This is a genomic window from Acinetobacter sp. ANC 4204 (assembly GCF_002135205.1).
In the GTDB taxonomy this organism is placed as follows: Bacteria; Pseudomonadota; Gammaproteobacteria; order Pseudomonadales; family Moraxellaceae; genus Acinetobacter.
Window position 1 is genome coordinate 249,870 of the sequence record NZ_NEFZ01000003.1, and the last position, 18,624, is coordinate 268,493.

Annotated in this window: 18 protein-coding genes and 1 tRNA gene; 10 read left to right on the forward strand and 9 right to left on the reverse strand. The window is 41.1% G+C overall.

The genetic code is table 11. The features are described from left to right. Positions 1 to 2 precede the first annotated feature (2 nt). The 5 genes from modB to B9T36_RS08795 all read right to left on the reverse strand — a co-directional run bounded on the left by modB (position 3) and on the right by B9T36_RS08795 (position 5,791). Positions 3 to 695 (reverse strand): molybdate ABC transporter permease subunit, encoded by a 693-nt coding sequence (modB, locus tag B9T36_RS08775; RefSeq protein WP_086209115.1) that lies wholly within the window; start codon positions 693 to 695, stop codon positions 3 to 5. Then, positions 695 to 1,438, reverse strand: a complete 744-nt coding sequence (modA, locus tag B9T36_RS08780) for a molybdate ABC transporter substrate-binding protein (protein WP_416202561.1) — start codon at positions 1,436 to 1,438, stop codon at positions 695 to 697. Before modA ends, modB begins: the two co-directional genes overlap by 1 nt. 289 nt (positions 1,439 to 1,727) lie before the next feature. Further along, complete coding sequence (locus B9T36_RS08785; RefSeq protein WP_086209117.1) at positions 1,728 to 2,078, reverse strand: winged helix-turn-helix domain-containing protein; 351 nt, start codon at positions 2,076 to 2,078, stop codon at positions 1,728 to 1,730. 410 nt (positions 2,079 to 2,488) lie between these two features. Next, complete coding sequence (gene fdhD, locus B9T36_RS08790) at positions 2,489 to 3,289, reverse strand: formate dehydrogenase accessory sulfurtransferase FdhD (RefSeq protein WP_086209118.1); 801 nt, start codon at positions 3,287 to 3,289, stop codon at positions 2,489 to 2,491. A 90-nt stretch (positions 3,290 to 3,379) separates the two neighbouring features. After that, on the reverse strand, positions 3,380 to 5,791 hold the full coding sequence (locus B9T36_RS08795; RefSeq protein ID WP_086209119.1) for an FdhF/YdeP family oxidoreductase: 2,412 nt from the start codon (positions 5,789 to 5,791) through the stop codon (positions 3,380 to 3,382). Positions 5,792 to 6,153: 362 nt separating this feature from the next. On the opposite strand from B9T36_RS08795, the gene moaA reads away from it, so the two are divergent. The 8 genes from moaA to B9T36_RS08835 all read left to right on the forward strand — a co-directional run bounded on the left by moaA (position 6,154) and on the right by B9T36_RS08835 (position 12,133). Continuing rightward, the gene (moaA, locus tag B9T36_RS08800) at positions 6,154 to 7,176 is read left to right on the forward strand and encodes a GTP 3',8-cyclase MoaA (protein ID WP_086209120.1); all 1,023 of its coding nucleotides are present in this window, start codon (positions 6,154 to 6,156) and stop codon (positions 7,174 to 7,176) included. Positions 7,177 to 7,315: 139 nt separating this feature from the next. Beyond that, positions 7,316 to 8,239, forward strand: a complete 924-nt coding sequence (moaCB, locus tag B9T36_RS08805; RefSeq protein WP_086209121.1) for a bifunctional molybdenum cofactor biosynthesis protein MoaC/MoaB — start codon at positions 7,316 to 7,318, stop codon at positions 8,237 to 8,239. Beyond that, positions 8,236 to 9,453 carry a molybdopterin molybdotransferase MoeA gene (locus tag B9T36_RS08810; protein ID WP_086209122.1) on the forward strand — a complete coding sequence of 406 codons (1,218 nt, stop codon included), beginning with the start codon at positions 8,236 to 8,238 and terminating at the stop codon, positions 9,451 to 9,453. Before moaCB ends, B9T36_RS08810 begins: the two co-directional genes overlap by 4 nt. 151 nt (positions 9,454 to 9,604) lie before the next feature. Beyond that, positions 9,605 to 10,210: a molybdenum cofactor guanylyltransferase gene (gene mobA, locus B9T36_RS08815; RefSeq protein ID WP_086209123.1), complete on the forward strand. Its 606-nt coding sequence runs from the start codon at positions 9,605 to 9,607 to the stop codon at positions 10,208 to 10,210. A 190-nt stretch (positions 10,211 to 10,400) separates the two neighbouring features. Next, positions 10,401 to 10,652, forward strand: a complete 252-nt coding sequence (locus B9T36_RS08820) for a MoaD/ThiS family protein (RefSeq protein WP_086209124.1) — start codon at positions 10,401 to 10,403, stop codon at positions 10,650 to 10,652. Position 10,653: 1 nt separating this feature from the next. Next, entirely contained in the window at positions 10,654 to 11,133 is a 480-nt protein-coding gene (locus tag B9T36_RS08825; protein ID WP_086209125.1) for a molybdenum cofactor biosynthesis protein MoaE, read from the forward strand. Positions 11,134 to 11,651: 518 nt separating this feature from the next. Then, positions 11,652 to 11,879, forward strand: coding sequence for a hypothetical protein (locus B9T36_RS08830; protein WP_004691623.1), 228 nt, complete (start codon positions 11,652 to 11,654; stop codon positions 11,877 to 11,879). Positions 11,880 to 12,057: 178 nt separating this feature from the next. Continuing rightward, positions 12,058 to 12,133, forward strand: a tRNA-Thr gene (locus tag B9T36_RS08835). 66 nt (positions 12,134 to 12,199) lie between these two features. On the opposite strand, the gene B9T36_RS08840 is transcribed toward B9T36_RS08835, so the two are convergent. The 3 genes from B9T36_RS08840 to B9T36_RS08850 form a co-directional block, all read right to left on the reverse strand. Further along, entirely contained in the window at positions 12,200 to 13,030 is an 831-nt protein-coding gene (locus tag B9T36_RS08840) for an SAM-dependent methyltransferase (RefSeq protein WP_086209126.1), read from the reverse strand. A gap of 3 nt (positions 13,031 to 13,033) precedes the next feature. Then, positions 13,034 to 14,332 (reverse strand): FAD-dependent oxidoreductase, encoded by a 1,299-nt coding sequence (locus tag B9T36_RS08845; RefSeq protein ID WP_213033324.1) that lies wholly within the window; start codon positions 14,330 to 14,332, stop codon positions 13,034 to 13,036. A gap of 425 nt (positions 14,333 to 14,757) precedes the next feature. After that, entirely contained in the window at positions 14,758 to 15,639 is an 882-nt protein-coding gene (locus tag B9T36_RS08850; protein WP_086209127.1) for a pirin family protein, read from the reverse strand. 332 nt (positions 15,640 to 15,971) lie between these two features. On the opposite strand from B9T36_RS08850, the gene ycaC reads away from it, so the two are divergent. Both ycaC and B9T36_RS08860 read left to right on the forward strand, forming a co-directional pair. Further along, positions 15,972 to 16,598: an isochorismate family cysteine hydrolase YcaC gene (gene ycaC / locus B9T36_RS08855; RefSeq protein ID WP_086209128.1), complete on the forward strand. Its 627-nt coding sequence runs from the start codon at positions 15,972 to 15,974 to the stop codon at positions 16,596 to 16,598. Positions 16,599 to 16,985: 387 nt separating this feature from the next. Next, the gene (locus B9T36_RS08860) at positions 16,986 to 17,909 is read left to right on the forward strand and encodes a LysR substrate-binding domain-containing protein (protein WP_086209129.1); all 924 of its coding nucleotides are present in this window, start codon (positions 16,986 to 16,988) and stop codon (positions 17,907 to 17,909) included. Between the two features lie 105 nt (positions 17,910 to 18,014). Here B9T36_RS08860 and ahpC read toward each other — a convergent pair whose 3' ends face one another. Beyond that, a complete protein-coding gene (gene ahpC / locus B9T36_RS08865) occupies positions 18,015 to 18,578 on the reverse strand; it encodes an alkyl hydroperoxide reductase subunit C (RefSeq protein ID WP_086209130.1) in 564 nt (187 codons plus the stop codon). Between the last annotated feature and the right edge of the window lie 46 nt (positions 18,579 to 18,624).

Below are 18,624 nucleotides of genomic sequence, written 5' to 3' on the forward strand. Positions count from 1 at the left end.
CCTTAATGCCCTCGCTTATTTTTCTGATAACGATGAAACCATTGGGCAAACCACAAAGCAAGAAAAGCCACAGTTAATGACAATATAATCAGCCGCCATACCGCAGGTTCGGTATCAGGTTGTTGCATTAAACTATACATGGCTAAAGGTAAAGTTCGCGTTTCTCCAGCAATATTGCCCACAAAGGTAATGGTTGCACCAAACTCGCCCAGACTGCGACAAAAACACAAAATAGCCCCCACCAATATCCCACTACTGGCCAGAGGCAACGTAACATAAAAGAATGTGCCGAAGGATGAAGCGCCTAACGTTTTGGCCGCCATTTCCAAACGTTGATCCACCAGTTCAATGGCCAAACGAATCGACTGAACCAAGAGTGGAAAGCCCATCACGGCTGAAGCCAAAACTGCGCCTTTCCAGTTAAATGCAAAATTCAATCCAAGCGGTTCCAGATACCTCCCCAAAATACCATTACTTCCAAAGACTTGTAGAAGTAAATAGCCTGGAACAACAGGTGGTAAAACCAGCGGCAAAAAAATAAAGGTTTCAAATAAAGATTTACCAAAAAATTCTTTACGCGCCAACACCCAACCTACCGCTAATGCAGGGATCAGGCTAAAGGCCAGACAGGTGGCAGCAACCTGACAGGAAAGTTTGAGTACTTCAATTTCTTCAGTGGATAAAGCAAGCATCATCACTTCGCTGGCGATAAAACAGTAAAGCCATACTTTTTAAACACTACATTTGCCTGCTTCGTTTGTAAGAATTGATAAAAAGCTACAGCGTTTGGATTGTTTTTGACTAAGCCTAAAGGATAGATAATTGGAGTATGGGTATTGATCGGAAATACGCCAACGACCGTCACATCTTTACTGATCGCGGCATCTGTCGCATAAACAATCCCAAGCTGACATTCACCCCGTGCCACAAAGTTAAGTGCGGCTCTGACATCTTCAGTTTCAACCAAACGAGGTTCCAGTTTCGACCACCAGCCCAGCGATGTCAGTGCTTGTTTGCCATATTTTCCCACAGGGACGCTTTTGGTATCGCCTGTACAGAGTTTGCCTTGAAATGCGGTAGATGGATCAAAACTTTTATCCATTTTAATTTTTACAGGTTTCGATTTAGGTGAAATCAAAACCAGTCGATTACCCAGTAAATTCACTCGTTTATTTGGCTCAATGAGCTTTTTATTTTGTAAATAATTCATCCATTGTTCATCAGCAGAAACAAATACATCTGCTGGTGCACCCGCCTCAATTTGTTTTGCTAAAGTCGACGATCCTGCATAAGAAGTTTTGATTTGGATGTTCTTCTGTTTTTCAAATAATGCATCTAAATCTGTCATTGCATTGGTTAAGCTGGCTGCAGCATAAACAGTAATGGCTTGCTCTGCATGTGCTTGCACACCAACAATAAGCCCACAACATAATAGCATTTGAATACTTTTCTTCTTAAAGTTTAGCAGCACCATCTTCCCCTTTTACATTACAAAATGACCGATATGTTTTTAAAAATATATGGATATATATGCAACGTCAATTCCAGACAACGATTATTTATCATTCAAACGAGATGGTTAGGGTTCTAATCACGTGATAAGTATTACGCTTATAAGCGGATAGATCAGACAAAGGGTCTTGTATTCAATCTGACCTTCATAATCTTTAGACGGCTGCATGTTAAAAGCATTCAGCTGTCTAAAGATTATTGTTGGATGTTATCCACTATTGTTTAAGAAATTGGGCAATCGCTTGAAAGTCATACTCAATGACATGACGTGCGTTTTGTTCCATCTGTCTGTATTGGCTTAAAATAGCTTCACCAAAATTGGTAACATGAGCTCCACCACCATGTGTTCCTCCTTTTTGAGTTTCCACTAAGGCTTGTTGAAAACTATGATTCATGGTTTCAACCAACTGCCATGCACGGCGATAGCTCATATTCATACTTTTTGCGGCTTGTGAAATTGAACCTGTACGTTGAATTGCTTCTAAAAGTTGAGCCTTGCCTGGGCCTATGGCAATTTCTTCATCCCATAAAATTCTAAGCTGTAATTTTAATTTGGCATCATGCATCACTGTCACTCAAATAAAAATAAGTCATTGAAACAAATAGCTATGATTTAAAAAATAAATCTAACTTAAAGACAAACCATTTTGTTTTCTATAAAAGTTAACTTTACAACATAAAGTTAAGGTCTGTTCGAAATAAATCTTGATATAAGGCTAACTTACGTCATCTTGTACTGGGTTTGAAATAGATTTAAATCACATTTCAATTCGACCTGTGTGATTTTTAGCACACGAGGCTTTCGGGATAAGTTAGAGATCATCCAAGCGCAAAAATACTGAGCAACCACCAACTCGACAAATACCAATAAGCCTTTAATATTATTTAAAAAAATATATACAATATGATTCAACCTCAAACAGTGTAGCGAATGCCTCCGCATAGCCTCTGTAAGGTATTTTCTCTCAGATTCAGCTTAAGTATATAAAACAAAACCATCCCCACGACAAAAACTTGCCAACTGCAACCCAGATCTTTTAGCCATTTCTATGGCCATTGAGGTCGGTGCTGAAATACACGCCAATAAACCAATATTGAGTTGAGCACATTTACGAATGAGTTCATAACTTGCCCGACTGGTCATGACCACAAAACCCTGACGCACATCATGATGATTTTGCGCCATATATCCCAGTAACTTATCTAAAGCATTGTGCCGTCCGACATCCTCAAATAGCGCCACAATTTCCCCCGCCTCAACCCATGCCGCCGCATGTGCCCCACCCGTCATTTGGGTAATTTTTTGGCGAATATTCAGTTGTGAAATTGCATAAGGAATTTGCGTCAGCCATACATCTGAAACGACAGTGGTAATTTTTGGCAGATTCAAATGTAGCTGTTGCAAACTTTCAATACCGCAGAGTCCACAGCCTGTTCGCCCCACCATCATGCGTCGATGTTGTTTCAGCATCATAAAGGCGCGAGTAGAAATATCCATCTCGACCTGAATCCCAAACTGGGTATCTTGAACATCCAATGTATATAATTCTTTTAAACTACTCAAAATACCTTCTGACAAACTAAATCCTTTTGCAAACACTTCAATATCTGCTGGTGTTGCCATCATCACCGCATGGGAAATACCGTTATAAACCAATGCAATAGGATACTCTTGCACCACAAAATCTGACTGTTCTACTGCTTTATTTTCATTTAAACGCTGGATCTCAACGGTTTCATACCCTTGTGAATTCAACATTTTTGTCTCAATATCCATGCTGTTTTTTATCTTCCATATTGCAAAGCACTTCATTTAAAAGATTGAAATGACAGTATATAAAATAAGTGCCATTCCATTGGCTATGGTCTAACCCACTCGATTCATAATTTCATTAGCGTGCTCAGGATCAACCTCTTGTGCCAAATTAAAATGCTCAGGTGCATGGCCAGCATGCAAAATCACAGGCACACTTTTCGAGGCAGGAATCTTGGCGTACTTATCATGGCTACTGAGTGCCACCAGTGGGTTTGTTTCTGGGTAATAGGCCGCCAAACTGCCTCGTGGAATGTTATATGGCACGATGCGAAAGCTCTGTACCACACGTTTAATCCCATCGGAGTAGATACTTTCAATATCTACCCATTGGTCGGCCATAAAACCTGCTTCTGCAATATCATCAGCATTCATAAACAATACACGACGCTGACCAAATACCCCACGATAACGGTCATCGAGTCCATACAAGGTGGTGTTGTATTGGTCATGAGAACGCGTGGTCATCAAGGTATAGACTTTAGCTCCTGTATATTGTTCAGCGTATTTATTCTCTTTATCGGCATACACTTCAGCCAGTGGCGTAATTAAAAACTGTGCCTTACCAACAGGCGTATTCCACACATGCTGATTGGCAGGATGCTCTAAGTGAAAACCACCCGGCTGATAGACCCGAGCATTAAAATCGTGGAATTCATCAAACACGTCTTCAATCGAATCTCGAATACGGTCATAACTTTCTACATACCATTGCCACTTGATATCACTCTCTGGCAAGACGGCTGCTGCCATACGCGCCACAATGTCAGGCTCTGAAAGAAGATTCTCGGACGCCGGTTCATTACGCCCTGCAGATAGATGCACATTACTCATCGAATCTTCCACACTCACGGCCTGCGCGCCATGCAGTTGTATATCAATTTCGGTACGACCCAGACAAGGTAGAAGTAATGCCTCTTTACCACAGACCAAATGACTACGATTGAGCTTGGTAGCAATTTGTACCGTTAAATTACAACGGCGCAAACCTGCTTCGGTATAGGGTGTATCTGGTGTTGCAACAGCAAAATTCCCCCCTAAACCAATAAAAACTTTGACCGCCCCTTCATACATGGCCTTAATCGTATCCACCACACCAAAACCATGATGACGAGGCGATTTAATCCCAAAAACACGATCAATATTGTCGAGTAATTTTGTGCTGGGTAATTCATTAATCCCCATAGTTCGGTCACCTTGCACATTACTGTGACCACGAATCGGTGCTAGACCTGCGCCAGATCGACCAATATGCCCTCTTGCTAACATTAGGTTTGCAAGCATGTGAACATTCGCAGTCCCGTGTCGATGTTGGGTAATCCCCATACCCCAACAGAAAATGGCCGTTTTCGCATCCAAATACATTTTAGCTAAAGATTCTAAGTGCTCAGGGCTAAGTCCCGTATGAGCATGAATATCAGACCATGGCGTTCGATCTACTTCTGCCATCATGGCATCAAAACCAACCGTATTCATTTCGATAAAAGAACGATCAAAAACGCTCTTTTTCCCAGCTGCCAGTGCTTGAATGTCCCACTCACGTAAATGTTTCAACATGCCGAACATGAGCGCATAATCACCTCCCACTTTAGGTTGGAAATAATAACGACTAATGGGTGTACTGCCATTGGTCATCATTTCAACAGGCGCTTGAGGGTCTTGGAAACGTTCTAAACCGCGTTCTTTTAAGGGGTTAATGGCCACAATATTGCCACCACGTCGCGACACTTCACGTAAAGTCCCGAGCATACGCGGATGGTTGGTGCCCGGATTATGTCCAAAGCTAAAAATCGCATCGGCGATATCAAAGTCTTCCAATGTGACAGTGCCCTTACCGAGTCCGATCGAGTGCAATAAGCCAACACTGGTGGTTTCATGGCACATGTTCGAACAGTCAGGGAAATTATTGGTGCCATAAGCACGAACAAAGAGCTGATACAGGAACGCGGCTTCATTACTGGCACGACCCGAAGTATAAAACGCTGCTTGATCTGGGTTGTCTAAAGCATGTAGATGTTTTGCAATCAAGGCAAAAGCTTCATCCCAAGAAATTGGAATATATTTGTCAGAAACAGGGTCATAACGCATTGGGTCAGTTAGACGACCTGAATCTTCAAGGAAAAAATCACTTTGTTCTGAAAGCCAACTGACCGTATGCGTGGCAAAAAAATCAGGCGTAACACGCTTGGATGTGGCTTCAAAAGCAACCGCCTTCGCCCCATTTTCACAAAAGTTAAAGGCATGTGCATCTTTCTTTTCAGGCCATGCACAGCCAGGACAGTCAAAGCCTGTCGGTTGGTTAATATTGAGAAGTGTAATGGCGCCTTTTTTGAAGACCTCTTGTCGTTTTAAATTTCGGGCTACACTTAATAGTGCTCCCCAGCCACCCGCAGGATTGTTATACGGCTCTATTCGTGCATAATTCGTCTGCTCATCGTCATGCTTTTTGTTTTCAACATTTTCCATCTGACCGTCCTCTATCCATTTTCTAAACTATAAATATGACTTGCTCATATCATTTGCGAATTGCTTGGACGTGTTATCTATTGATGCCGTTTTCCTGCACTTTTAAAAACTCTTTGACTTGTGTGGCACAACCCTGAACAACACTTTTGATAAAAAATATCCCCCTTTTAGGATTAAATTTCAACACTCTATTTATTACAAACACCCTCTCTCACATGTAGCTCCATTTAAATGAAACCACTCAAGCTATTGAAAATAGGATAAAATTTAATTCAATCTATCGTTTGTTTGATATTTAAAATAAAACATTTCATACTCTTCTGATCACAACCCAAAGGTGTGTTTATACCCGTGGAGCAACTATGGATGGTTCGACTACAACAACAGTAACCCCCGCTCTTGGCATGAGCAGACTGTCACAGTTGGTCGATCAGTTCGGCCGTCATAAACATAAACTCAGAATTTCACTGACCGATCGTTGTAATTTTCGTTGTAGTTATTGCATGCCAGACACCCCAGAGTGGTTGGCTAAAAAAGATATCTTGAATTTTGAAGAGCTCTTACAATTTTGTGCGGTTATGGTGCGTCTAGGTATTCGACACATTCGCCTTACAGGTGGCGAACCGTTAATGCGCCAAGGTATTGTCAATTTTGTTCATGATTTAAATCACCTCAAAGCCCATGGTCTACAACGTATTTCTATGACCACCAATGCTTTTTATCTTCAAAAATATGCTCAAGGGCTAAAACAAGCTGGTTTAGATGATCTCAACATCAGCCTCGACAGCATCCATCCAGATAAGTTTAAAGACATGACCCAGCGCCCACTTGAGCCTGTGTTAAGGGGAATTACTGCGGCACAACAAGCAGGTATCCCAATCAAACTCAACTGTGTCTTGGTGGCAGGAAAGAATGATCATGAGATTGTCGAACTCACCCAATGGGCCTACCAACAAAAATTTGAATTACGTTTTATTGAATATATGCCTTTAGACCAACCCGATCACTGGCGTGCAGAAAAGGTGATTACTGAAGATGAAATTATTCAAAAACTTAAATCTCATTTTCAAGTTGAAATACAAGCCAGACAACATGACCCTGCAACGCTTTATTTACTCAATGGGCATTATAAACTAGGCATCATTTCCACCATCAGCAAACCTTTTTGTCAGAGTTGTGATCGTTTGAGATTGACTGCGACAGGCGAACTTTTTAGCTGTTTATTTGCCAATACAGGCACTCCGCTACGGCATTTACTTCAACAACCAGATCTTTCTTTATTGCAAACTCATATTTTGAATGCGGTATGGCATAAAAAAGCCGGCTTTATCGAACATCAACAGGCTCCAACACGCAAAATCAGTATGCATGCCATAGGTGGTTAATAAGTTGATTAATTTTGAGTTCGACAGTCATTCGACTATATCCGCATTTATTTTTGTGTTATCTAAATACGTCATAAACGTTGTCTACTGATCAAACTGCTGAACTGCCTGTCGGTTCCTTAATGTTTCGGAATATTTTATGAAAAATGTTGGCATGAAGCCAGAAAGCTACCGAGTGGCAACAGCAAGTGCTGAGTTACTTGCTCCAGCACATTGTTTACAACTTCTTGCCGATGGCAATACTGAAAAAGGCGATGCGCTGAAAACTGCACGCATTGCAGGCATTTTAGCGGCAAAACGCACCGATGAACTGATTCCACTATGTCACCCCCTACCCATTTACCGTGCTGATGTCGACTTTGAGCTTTTGACCGATCGTGTCGTGATTCGAGCAACAGTTGAAACCATTGGACCCACAGGTGTAGAAATGGAAGCACTCACTGCTGCCAGTCTTGCTGGATTGACCATTTATGACATGCTTAAACCGCATTGTGAACCACATGAGTTGATTATCCAACAGTGCAAATTAGACCTGAAAAAAGGTGGAAAATCACACTTCAAACGCCATTTACGCCAGCCAGTCTCGGCAGCCGTTTTGGTACTATCAGATACAGTTGCAGCAGGCCGTAAACCTGATACAGCAGGTCGTTCAGTCGTAGATACATTAACCGAAGCAGGTTTCGATCCTATTCATTATCAAGTTTTACCTGACGAAGCAGTTCAGCTAAAAGATTTGGTCTTAGAGCTGACCCAATCCTATGCCTGCGTGATTACTGTAGGTGGAACTGGAATCGGCAAAAGAGATATTACGGTCGATACCTTACAACCTTTGCTAGAACGTGAGCTCAATGGACTCATGGAAGCTGCACGGGCTTTTGGTCAAAAACGCACTCCTTATGCAGCAATGTCTCGAGGTGTTGCAGGTTTTATTGACCGCTCATTGGTCATTACATTGCCGGGAAGTCGTGGTGGTGCCAGTGAATCCATGGCTGCGATTCTACCTGCATTGGTTCATATTTTTGATGTTTGCCGTGATCTACCTCATCCGGGAGGTTATGAATGAGTTGTTCAGGTGTCGGTTTAATTACCCTTGATCAAGCCCTTGCGCATTATCGTTCAGTCAAAACACTACCTTGCGTGACTTTACCTTTAGCACAGGCGCATCGGCATGTTTTAGCCGTAGATGTAGAATCAACGGTTGCCCTGCCACTCTTTACCCAAAGTGCAGTCGATGGTTACGCTCTTCGCTCGGAGGACTTGCTTGCAGGGGTCACAAGTTTTGAGGTCATTGGAGAAATTCGGGCAGGTGTTGCAGAGCACATTGAAATACAATCAGGACAAACTGTTCGTATTTTTACTGGAGGCAAACTCCCCCATTCAGCAGATACCGTAGCACGACAAGAAATTATCACCCGTAGCCATAATCTCGCTGTTTTAAATCAAGCTTTAGAAAAAGGTGCAGATATTCGTTACCAAGGCGAAGAACTGAGTATTGGAACTCAGCTTGCACAAAAAGGGCAACGCTTAGGCAATGGCCTAATTGCTGCACTCAGTATGGCGGGTGTTCAGGATGTACAGGTTTACTGCCAACCCAAAATTGCCGTTCTGATTACAGGGGATGAAGTCAGTAGCCAATTGGATAATGAATCTAAAGTTTTTGATGCCAATGCCCCAATGATCTTGGCATGGCTTAACGAACAAGGTTTAACAGATGTGCATTTAGAACATGTGATTGATGATGAGAGTCTACTCTCTCAATCGCTTTCCAATGCAATGAATGGTTATGATCTGGTTATTACCACAGGTGGCGTTTCTGTTGGAGATTATGACCTGATTCGTCCTGTTTCTATGGCCTTAGGGGCAAAAGAAATCTTTTGGCAGGTGGCACAAAAACCAGGAAAACCATTATATTTTGCTGAATATCAAGCAGATAACCATATCTCTTACTTAATTGGTTTACCAGGCAATCCTGCGGCGGTACTGACCTGCCTTGCCGTACATGTTTCTACAGTATTGGCGGCACTGCAAGGGATCGACTCCCCTGCTCCTGTATGGAAAAAAGCACGTTTCACTGATAGCGTAAAACAAGACAGTCGCGAGCAGTTGTTACGTATGGTGTTAAATGTGAACGAACATGGACAATTGACGGTTGCCAAACTCGGAAAGCAACAATCACACATGTTGAGCAATTTGAATCAGGCCAATGTGATTGTTCGAATTCCTGCCCGAGCCGATGCTCCCGTTTCAATGGACTATGTTGATTTTATTTCGATATGAGGTCGATTGATGGTCTTTATCTCTAACCAACAATAACAATGCTGCCGATGCATAATGACAATCAAAGCTTTAACTTTGATTGCACATCATCGCAGCACAAAAGATTTCAAAATGAGAGAGACTCTCTCATTTTGAAAATCAGGTACATGCAATGCAACCTTACCCAGCGACAGCTTTGATCATCTTAGCTGGTGGACAAGCCACACGTATGAATGGCGTCAACAAGCTCCTGCAATGCTTTGATCACGACATTCAACTGTTAAAAATATATAAAGCTTTTCAGGACAAAGTTCAGGAAGTTTGGATCAATAGCCATTGTGACTATGCCAGCTATCTGGCGTTAATTCCTGATATTCGCTATTTCAAAGATGATACAGATGGTTTCTTAGGCCCCTTAGTCGGCATGAAAAGTGCATGGTCATATGTTCAATCTGATTATATTTTATGTGTTCCATGCGACATTACCGAAATTCCACAAGACATCCTGCTTCAGCTGCATCAAGCACTCAAACACCATCCTTTATCTTCCGTTGCTTACGTCGCGTTCAATGGGCAAGCACTTTATCCTTTTTGTTTATTGAAACGCAGCAGTCTCGATACATTCAATCAGCATTTAGAGCGCCAACAGCTTAGCTTAAAACAATGTTTTGCAAATCTATGCCCTCAAAGAGTGAATATTCAAAATCAGCATTCAACTTTTCATAGCTTAAATTCGTTTGAAGAAATGCAGGCCTACCAGAAAAGTGGCATAAAATGACGCTGAGTGACTCAATTCAGGCGGTCATTCTGAAATAGCAAATTTGAAGCAAAAAGTCGAATATGAATCCATCTGAAGACAATGACCTTTGAGATTTTGAGGAGCGAATTGAATAGTGCTAAAGTGCATCCAGACCTATTGAAAACGACTGAATCACAAATTGTTTTGAACCCATTAAACGGAACTCATCATGCAGGACATTCATATTAAAATCGAAGCTTACGGTGCCATCGAAAAACACCTGCCTGCTGATCTAAACTTGAACTGTGCATCAAACAGTTTAGTTACGGATGTATTAAACCAAATTAAAACACACTATCCATCTGTGGCTGACATGATAGAACGCTGTGCCTGTGCCATAGGTGAAGACATTATTCCTCGTCAAACAGTCTTGGCTCAAGACTGTACTTTGGTTTTACTTTCGCCAGTCGCAGGAGGCTAATATGCTTGTGTTTCCACGTATTCAAGACACAGCTCTTGATTTAAATCATTTTGATACAATTCAGGCTTTTCCTGAATGTGGTGGAACTGGGATTTTTATCGGAACCGTCCGCAATCATCATGAAGGGCGAGCGGTTCAGGCTTTAAAATATACCGCCTATGCTCCTGTTGCAGAGAAGATGATTCGAGCCATTGAACAGGAAATACAAGAAAAATATGGTCTGCACTATGTTCGCGTTGTGCACCGTATTGGCAAGTTAGATATTGGAGATAAAGCAATTATTGCGGTTGCTTATGCTCCACATCGCAAAGAAGCATTTCAAGCCTGTGAAGAAGCTGTTGAACGTGTTAAGCACGAAGTGCCCGTGTGGAAAGAAGAATTCTATACAGATGGAAGCAGCCAATATGTTGCAGGCTGCTGTATACGACAAGATTATGATGAGCATGAACATAAGCACGGACACCATCATCACCATCATTAATCCTGCATAGGATGAACGCGACACTGAGTATCACATCATAAAACACTGAGCACTACACAACATTCAAAAAATGGTGCTCAGCCTCTATCCATAGGCATTTAAAACCCTAATCCACATGTAAAGAATAAACTGAATTCCAACTCCTACCTTTCAATCTATACATTCCTTTTGCATTTCTGCTCATTTCACTCCTCGTCTTTTAGCATAAGTGTGACGCTCTTCATTCAGATTCAGACTCTTTTTATGCAGATATAAGTGCAAATTCAACTTGGCATAAAGTCTGCTTTATGAAACACAAGCTTTAGCCATTAGGAGAAATTTCACCACAAAAATAAAGATTCATTAAAGAATAAATGCTTGAACCTAACTGAAAGTTGGGCTAAAACAAATAAGCAGGGAGGTTAAAAATAAATCATCACTTATCATCTAGATGCAATGTTCATCAAGCACAATGAATTTGCGGTATAAAACTAGCGAAACACGAAATTGACCAATAAAACTGCTATTCGGGAGTCGGAATGAATAACAGCACCAATTATGTCAAACAAATTAAAAACGCTAAACGAGGCGGTTATACCCCAACCCTTGCAAAGGATGTCAACAAACACAAAATTCAAAAAGCAATTCGTCTGATTGAACAATGGAGAACGCTGGCCAATGAACTCAAACCTCAAATGCAACTCGATATGGCTTTTACGTTGGAAGAATGTGCCCAAGACCTCGATCAAATTTTAAGGAGCAAATAAGTTCCATGTACTCACTTAACGCTTTTTAAAAAAACAGTTTCATTCTAGCTTACTGCTTTATTCTGAACGTTCACCCACCCTATGGTGGGTGAAGTTTGTACAAAAGATGATGTGTATTTCAATCGCTCACTTTTTGGCTTGCGTTTTCAACAAAATCCGCTATTATTCTTTCCACGTTGCCGGCATAGCTCAGTTGGTAGAGCAACTGACTTGTAATCAGTAGGTCCACAGTTCGAATCCGTGTGCCGGCACCATTTTATACTTAGCCTCGCTTTTTAGTGAGGCTTTGTTGTTTCTAGTCTTTAGGTTTTTATTTCGTTTTAAATATCTTTAATTGCTGTAATTTGAGCATAGCGCACGATGCCCTGTTCAAATAATTTTTGGCAAAGTTTAGCTGTCATTTGAATTTTCAAATCATCCAAGTTTTTAGCTACATTTTGCGCCAAGTGCTCATGATAATAATTTGAAAAACCTGAAAATACTGCACCAGATATATCCTCCATTTCAATCTGCTGATAACCCTGTGCTTGAATGCTGTGCATCAAGTCTGCTTCTAATTGAAGATGACCTAAATGAACGTCCGCAGCTTTTAACAGCATTTTCAGTTGAAGCCTCTCAAAACGATTTAAATTCAAAAATGCATCGCTTAGCATCAGATAATGAAATCCAATCCGACCGTTTGAATTTAAAATAAAATGGGTGGATCGCAGGAATAAATTTAAATCACAGTGATAAGCAGCATCCAGACACAGCACCACATCAAAAGGTCTAGAGAATGTCTTTGAATTTAAATTTAAAAAAGAATTTTGGATGATCTGTATATTTGAATTTAAAGTGTGTCGTATGCGCTGCACACATTCGACTTGTAATTCAACCGCGCAAAGTTGCTGAACATGGTAATGCTGTCGCCACAGCAATAGGCTCGCACCCTGCCCACAGCCCAAATCCAAAACCCGATCATTGGCATCTAGCTGTAACCGATCTGCAAGGCGCATGGCCAAAGCTTGGCCAGCCTCAGGGTAAGATGATTGACCATCCTCCCAATAGCCGAGATTGCTCCAAGCCAATACAGCGTGATCTCCCAATTGTTTGGCATCAATTGCATACTTATGCTTTGGAAAATATTGCTGTAAAGTTTGGAGCCATTTCATGCTTTAGTAACCGAGTTGTGGGGCAACCTCAACTTTAGGTTTTAATCCTACAAACGGCAATGGTGCACCAAAAATTTCTGCAATATGCATTGCAGAGGTCACTGCTGATTCTAAAATCGGTAAACCATCACACGACCATGAACCACAGAAAAAGACTTTTCGGTTTGCCATTTTATGACGCTGTTGTAATTCTTTATTCAGCGCGACGGTTTTTGAATCCACCACGGCGCGGGTTAAGGTTACGGTTGAAATCACTTTTTTCGGATCAATCTCCGTCACGGGCTGCCACGTTTGGAACACCGCATTTTTACCGACCAGACTTGGTTCTACTGAGTTAAGCCAGACTGTGAACTGTTGACGGGTAAACTTACGATCCATCATATAACTGAGCACTGACCAATCTTTACGCTTTGGCGGCATCACAGAAGAATCGGTATGAATGACCAGTTGACCTTGCTCAAAACGGAATTGTCTTAACAATGCAATATCATCGACAAATTGTGCAGAATCTAAAAATTCTTCAATTTTGGTCGTTGGGGTTGCAACCACCACACGATCAAATAATTGCTGTTCGCCCTTGTTATTTTCTACCAAAACCTTTTCAGCTTGCTCTGTAACTTTGGTAATGGCCGAGCCACTTTGAATATTGATATTTTCAATCAACTTATCCACCAAAGCTGGGGTTCCGCCTTGTAGACGTAGTAAAGCATCGCCATCGGTCAATTGACGTAAAAAGATCAACAATGGTTTGGCAGGCCATTCACCAATGGTTTTTGGATTGCAGGTACAAATGGTATAAAGCACTGGCATAACTGCACCATGCCAAAATACTTCTTCAATCTCATGCTGATTAATAAACTCAGCCAAAGTCATGTCTTGATCTTTAGATTTGAAGAACTTAGCAATCGCAGTTTTAAGTTGCAACATGCCTTTAACCAAACGCCATCCATACTGTTGGAGACCTTTGCGATTATTAATAATTGGAAAATTGCCGATGCGACTTCGCGTCGTGGTTAACCACGTTTCAGTACGATCTTCAAACAGCCAACTACATGCCATATAGGTACGCACAGGATAGGTTTTAATGCCCAAATAAGTCGCAAGACTCAAGGTATTTTTCCATAAGTGCGGGTTCATGACACGTAAGGGAGCATCAATCAAACCACCTTCAAACTCTGTACTGTGGCTATCCATACCACGCCCAGTCAGCGCTTCGAAAATAGTAATATTATGCCCTGCATCCTTCAGAATTCTTGCGGTAGCAAGACCAGCCATGCCGCTACCAATAACTGCAATATCCAAAATTATGATCCGTCAATCTGACTTATATTGACTGAAATTATGACCCAATGTCGAAAAAATAGGGCTATTAAAAAATACCAGAATCACATCTTTTCATGCACCTTGTCTAAAATATACAATCAGCTGAAATTACATTTCATTACACTAAAAAGAAGCATGTAAACAAATTTATGCTTTTCTGAATCTTGTTCCAAATTAAAATTTAAGTTGTTTAAAAACAATAGATATAAATTAACTATTTTTAAAATAGATGTTTTACAACATCCGCAAAAGACGCTAAGATACGCCCCACATAAAAATGATAACTACATCACATAATATTGCATAGGTAACTATGCAAAACGAGCTAAAACTAGAAAGATACAGCGCATAAAAAATCCCTACTCTTGACCGAGTAGGGATTTCTTCTTTTAGACAGTCAGTGCTTAGTCCACCACAGCAACTGGAATTTCACCAAACTTTCCACGATTAAAATCATCAAAAGCCTGCACTATTTCCTCTTTGCTATTCATCACAAACGGACCATAACCTTGGATAGGCTCGTTGAGTGGCTCACCCGTCAACACCAAAAATTTAGTGTCTGTGAGTGCTTGAAACTGGATTGCAGCTTCGCCATCTTGAGCGAACATCACAATTGAACTATCCACCACTTTTTGTGTGCCATTAATCAGCACTTCGCCACTGAGCACAACCACAATGGTGTTATGAATCACAGGAACATGCACAAAAGTTTCGTAGTCTGCTTTGAGTTCTCCATCCCATACATTGACTGGGCTGAAAGTTTGCGCTGGACCATGATGACCGCCAAACTCACCTGCAATAACACGGATATGTCCTGCATTATCATCCATTTCAATCCGTGGAATTTCCGCAACAGTCAAAGCTTGGTAACGTGGCGTAGTCATTTTATCTTTGGCTGGCAAATTCACCCAAAGTTGCACCATTTCAAACAGACCACCATGTTCAGCAAAGGCAGGTGAATGAAACTCTTCATGCACCACACCTGCACCTGCGGTCATCCACTGTACATCACCTGTGTTAATCGTACCGCCACCACCACTCGAGTCTTTATGTGTGACTTCGCCACTATATGCAATAGTAACGGTTTCAAAACCACGGTGTGGATGTGAACCCACACCACGTTGAGTCGTAGTCGGATCAAATTTGTATGGTGCAGCATAGTCCAACAGTAAGAACGGACTAATGGCTTGGCCTAAACGGTCGTATGAAAACAGGTTTTTAACTGGAAAACCGTCACCGACCCAATGCATGTTTTGATTGCGATATACACCTATTACTTTTTTCATCTTGGAACTCCTATATGGATAGGATGAATATGCAATCTATACTACCCCTTTCCTCAGTTCACTTATAGCTCTGTGCCAATACACACAATCACACCAGTAGGACAATATCATTAGAACCATGCTGTTTTTATAAAAACAAGTTGAAAAACAAAGCCATCTTTTATTGTGACGGCATATTTTTGCTCAAATTTTCCTATTTTTAAGATTAAGCATCTCGTTTGGCTTATTTTATTGTCCCATTTTCATCACTAGGATGGTGCTAAATCGAAAAGCGAAAATAAACAGATCTTTGGCTTTTCGGTTTTATAGATAATCACACAGAGGATAGAAAAATGACTCAGCCATATATTCGTTTAGACAAAGATAATGCAGCAGTGCTGTTAGTTGACCATCAAGCAGGTTTACTGTCATTGGTCCGTGATATTGACCCTGATAAATTTAAAAACAATGTGCTTGCCCTTGCCGCAGCAGCAAAATATTTTAATCTTCCCACCATTTTAACCACCAGCTTTGAAGATGGTCCAAACGGCCCTTTAGTCCCAGAATTGGTCGATATGTTTCCAGATGCTCCTTATATTGCACGTCCAGGACAAATCAATGCATGGGACAATGAAGACTTTGTCAAAGCAGTCAAAGCAACAGGTAAAAAACAGTTAATCATTGCAGGTGTGGTGACAGAGGTCTGTGTGGCTTTCCCTGCACTTTCAGCACTTGAAGAAGAATTTGAAGTATTTATCATCACTGATGCTTCAGGAACATTTAACCCCATCACGCGTGATGCCGCATGGGATCGTATGTCACAAGCTGGTGCTCAACTAATGTCTTGGTTTGGTGCAGCTTGTGAATTACACCGTGACTGGCGTAATGATATTGAAGGCTTAGGCGCTCTTTTTGCAGCACACATCCCAGACTATAAAAACCTGATTCAAAGTTATAGCAAAAATACAGCGAGCAAATAATCTGCTGAGCGAAGAAGCGATCTTTGGATTAATGCCAATCAGTTCAGAAATTGATTGGCATTTTATTTTTAAATTCATCATGTTATTTGATAGGTAGAACTTTTATCTGGCACGATTCAAGGCAAAAACAGTTTAAACAAGTCAGCGTCCTGCGATCTATTTCTGCATCAAAGGAATCTGGCAAGTTCTGCAGTGAAACACTGCTATGTTGCAAGATACTTTTTTACGGACTCAAAAATTAAGGGGCTCATGACAAGAAAACTGAACAGGCCAGCATTAGATCTTCAGATCACTTTTTCGTCGTGCTTACCCATCCGCAATGATACAGTGTAAGACATTCATAACAGACTGCGATATGTCGTAAATCTATACAGGCTTAAACACATCATGCATTCATTTGACGACTATTATTATTTCTATCTTGTGGTCAAACACGGGGGGTTTAGTGCCGCAAGTGAGGCCTCAAATATCACCAAATCGAAGCTCAGTCGCCGCATTTTAGACCTTGAAGCTAAATATAATGTGAATCTCATTCAACGCTCAACCCGTCACTTTAAAGTGACACCTTTGGGTCAGGAATTATTTGATGAATGCCAACAAATTATTCAGCAAGTTGAAACTGCCAACAACGTTTTACTGAAACAGAAAAGCGAACCTCAGGGTTTAATCAAATTGAGTTGCCCTTCGGTCATGATGCGCTATCAAATTCGCAGTTTGCTCAATCAGTTTCTAAAACAATATCCCAAAGTTCAAGTTGAAATGGAGCTCACCAGTCGTCGTGTGGATGTCCTACATGATGATATTGATCTGGCGATTCGTACCAATTTCACAGCCAATGAAGACTCCAGCATTGTGGTACGTGATGTCGTAAGAACTACACATTGCCTAGTTGCCAGCCCTGAACTTCTACAAGGACGCAACATTCAATTTGCGACAGAATTGAATGATTTCCCAACCCTCGCGCTTGGGGTACAAAAGAACCAATATCAGTGGCTATTACATCATATTGAGACCCAAGAACAAATCGTCATTCCTTTGACCCCACGGATAAAAAGTAATGACGTAGCAGGCATTTATTATTCAGCCTTAGATGGTTTGGGCATTGCCAATCTGCCCTACTTAACCGTAGAAGATGACATTACAACTGGTCGCTTGGTTCATATTTTACCTGACTGGTGTTCCAATATTGGCACCGTGCAACTGGTCTATGCTTCACGCAAAGGACAGCGCTTGGTCATGGAAAAACTGATTGAACATTTGGTTCAAGGCATACGCGACTTTGCCACCAACAGTAAAGGCTATCACCTTTAAAAAATAACCGTACTCAACATAAAAAAATCAGCCACTGGGCTGATTTTTTATGCGCATCGCTCCAATAAATTGGAACGATGCACGACCTTGTATCATTCGATCTACTTAGATTTTACCGACCAAATCAATTGAAGGAGCCAGCGTCGCTTCACCTTCTTTCCATTTTGCTGGACATACTTCACCTGGATGCGCATGTACATATTGCGCAGCTTTCACTTTGCGTAACAATTCAGAAGCATCGCGGCCAATACCGCCTGCATTAATTTCAATAATTTGGATTTTTCCTTCGGGATCAATCACAAATGTACCACGATCAGCCAAACCATCAGATTCAATCAGTACTTGAAAGTTTTTAGACAATGTCCAAGTCGGATCCCCAATCAATGGATATTGAATTTTACCAATCACATCCGAAGTGTCATGCCATGCTTTATGGGTAAAATGAGTATCTGTAGATACACCATAAATTTCCACACCCAATTTTTGGAATTCAGCATAATGATCAGCTAAATCGCCTAATTCGGTTGGACAAACAAAGGTAAAGTCAGCAGGATAGAAAAATACAACAGACCATTTGCCTTTAAGGTTTTGTTCAGACAACTCAATAAATTCACCATTTTGGTACGCTGTTGCATTAAACGCTTTAACTTCAGTATTGATTAAACTCATGTATTTTTCCTCAAAAATGAATGAATGTGCTTAAGTAATGAAGCTA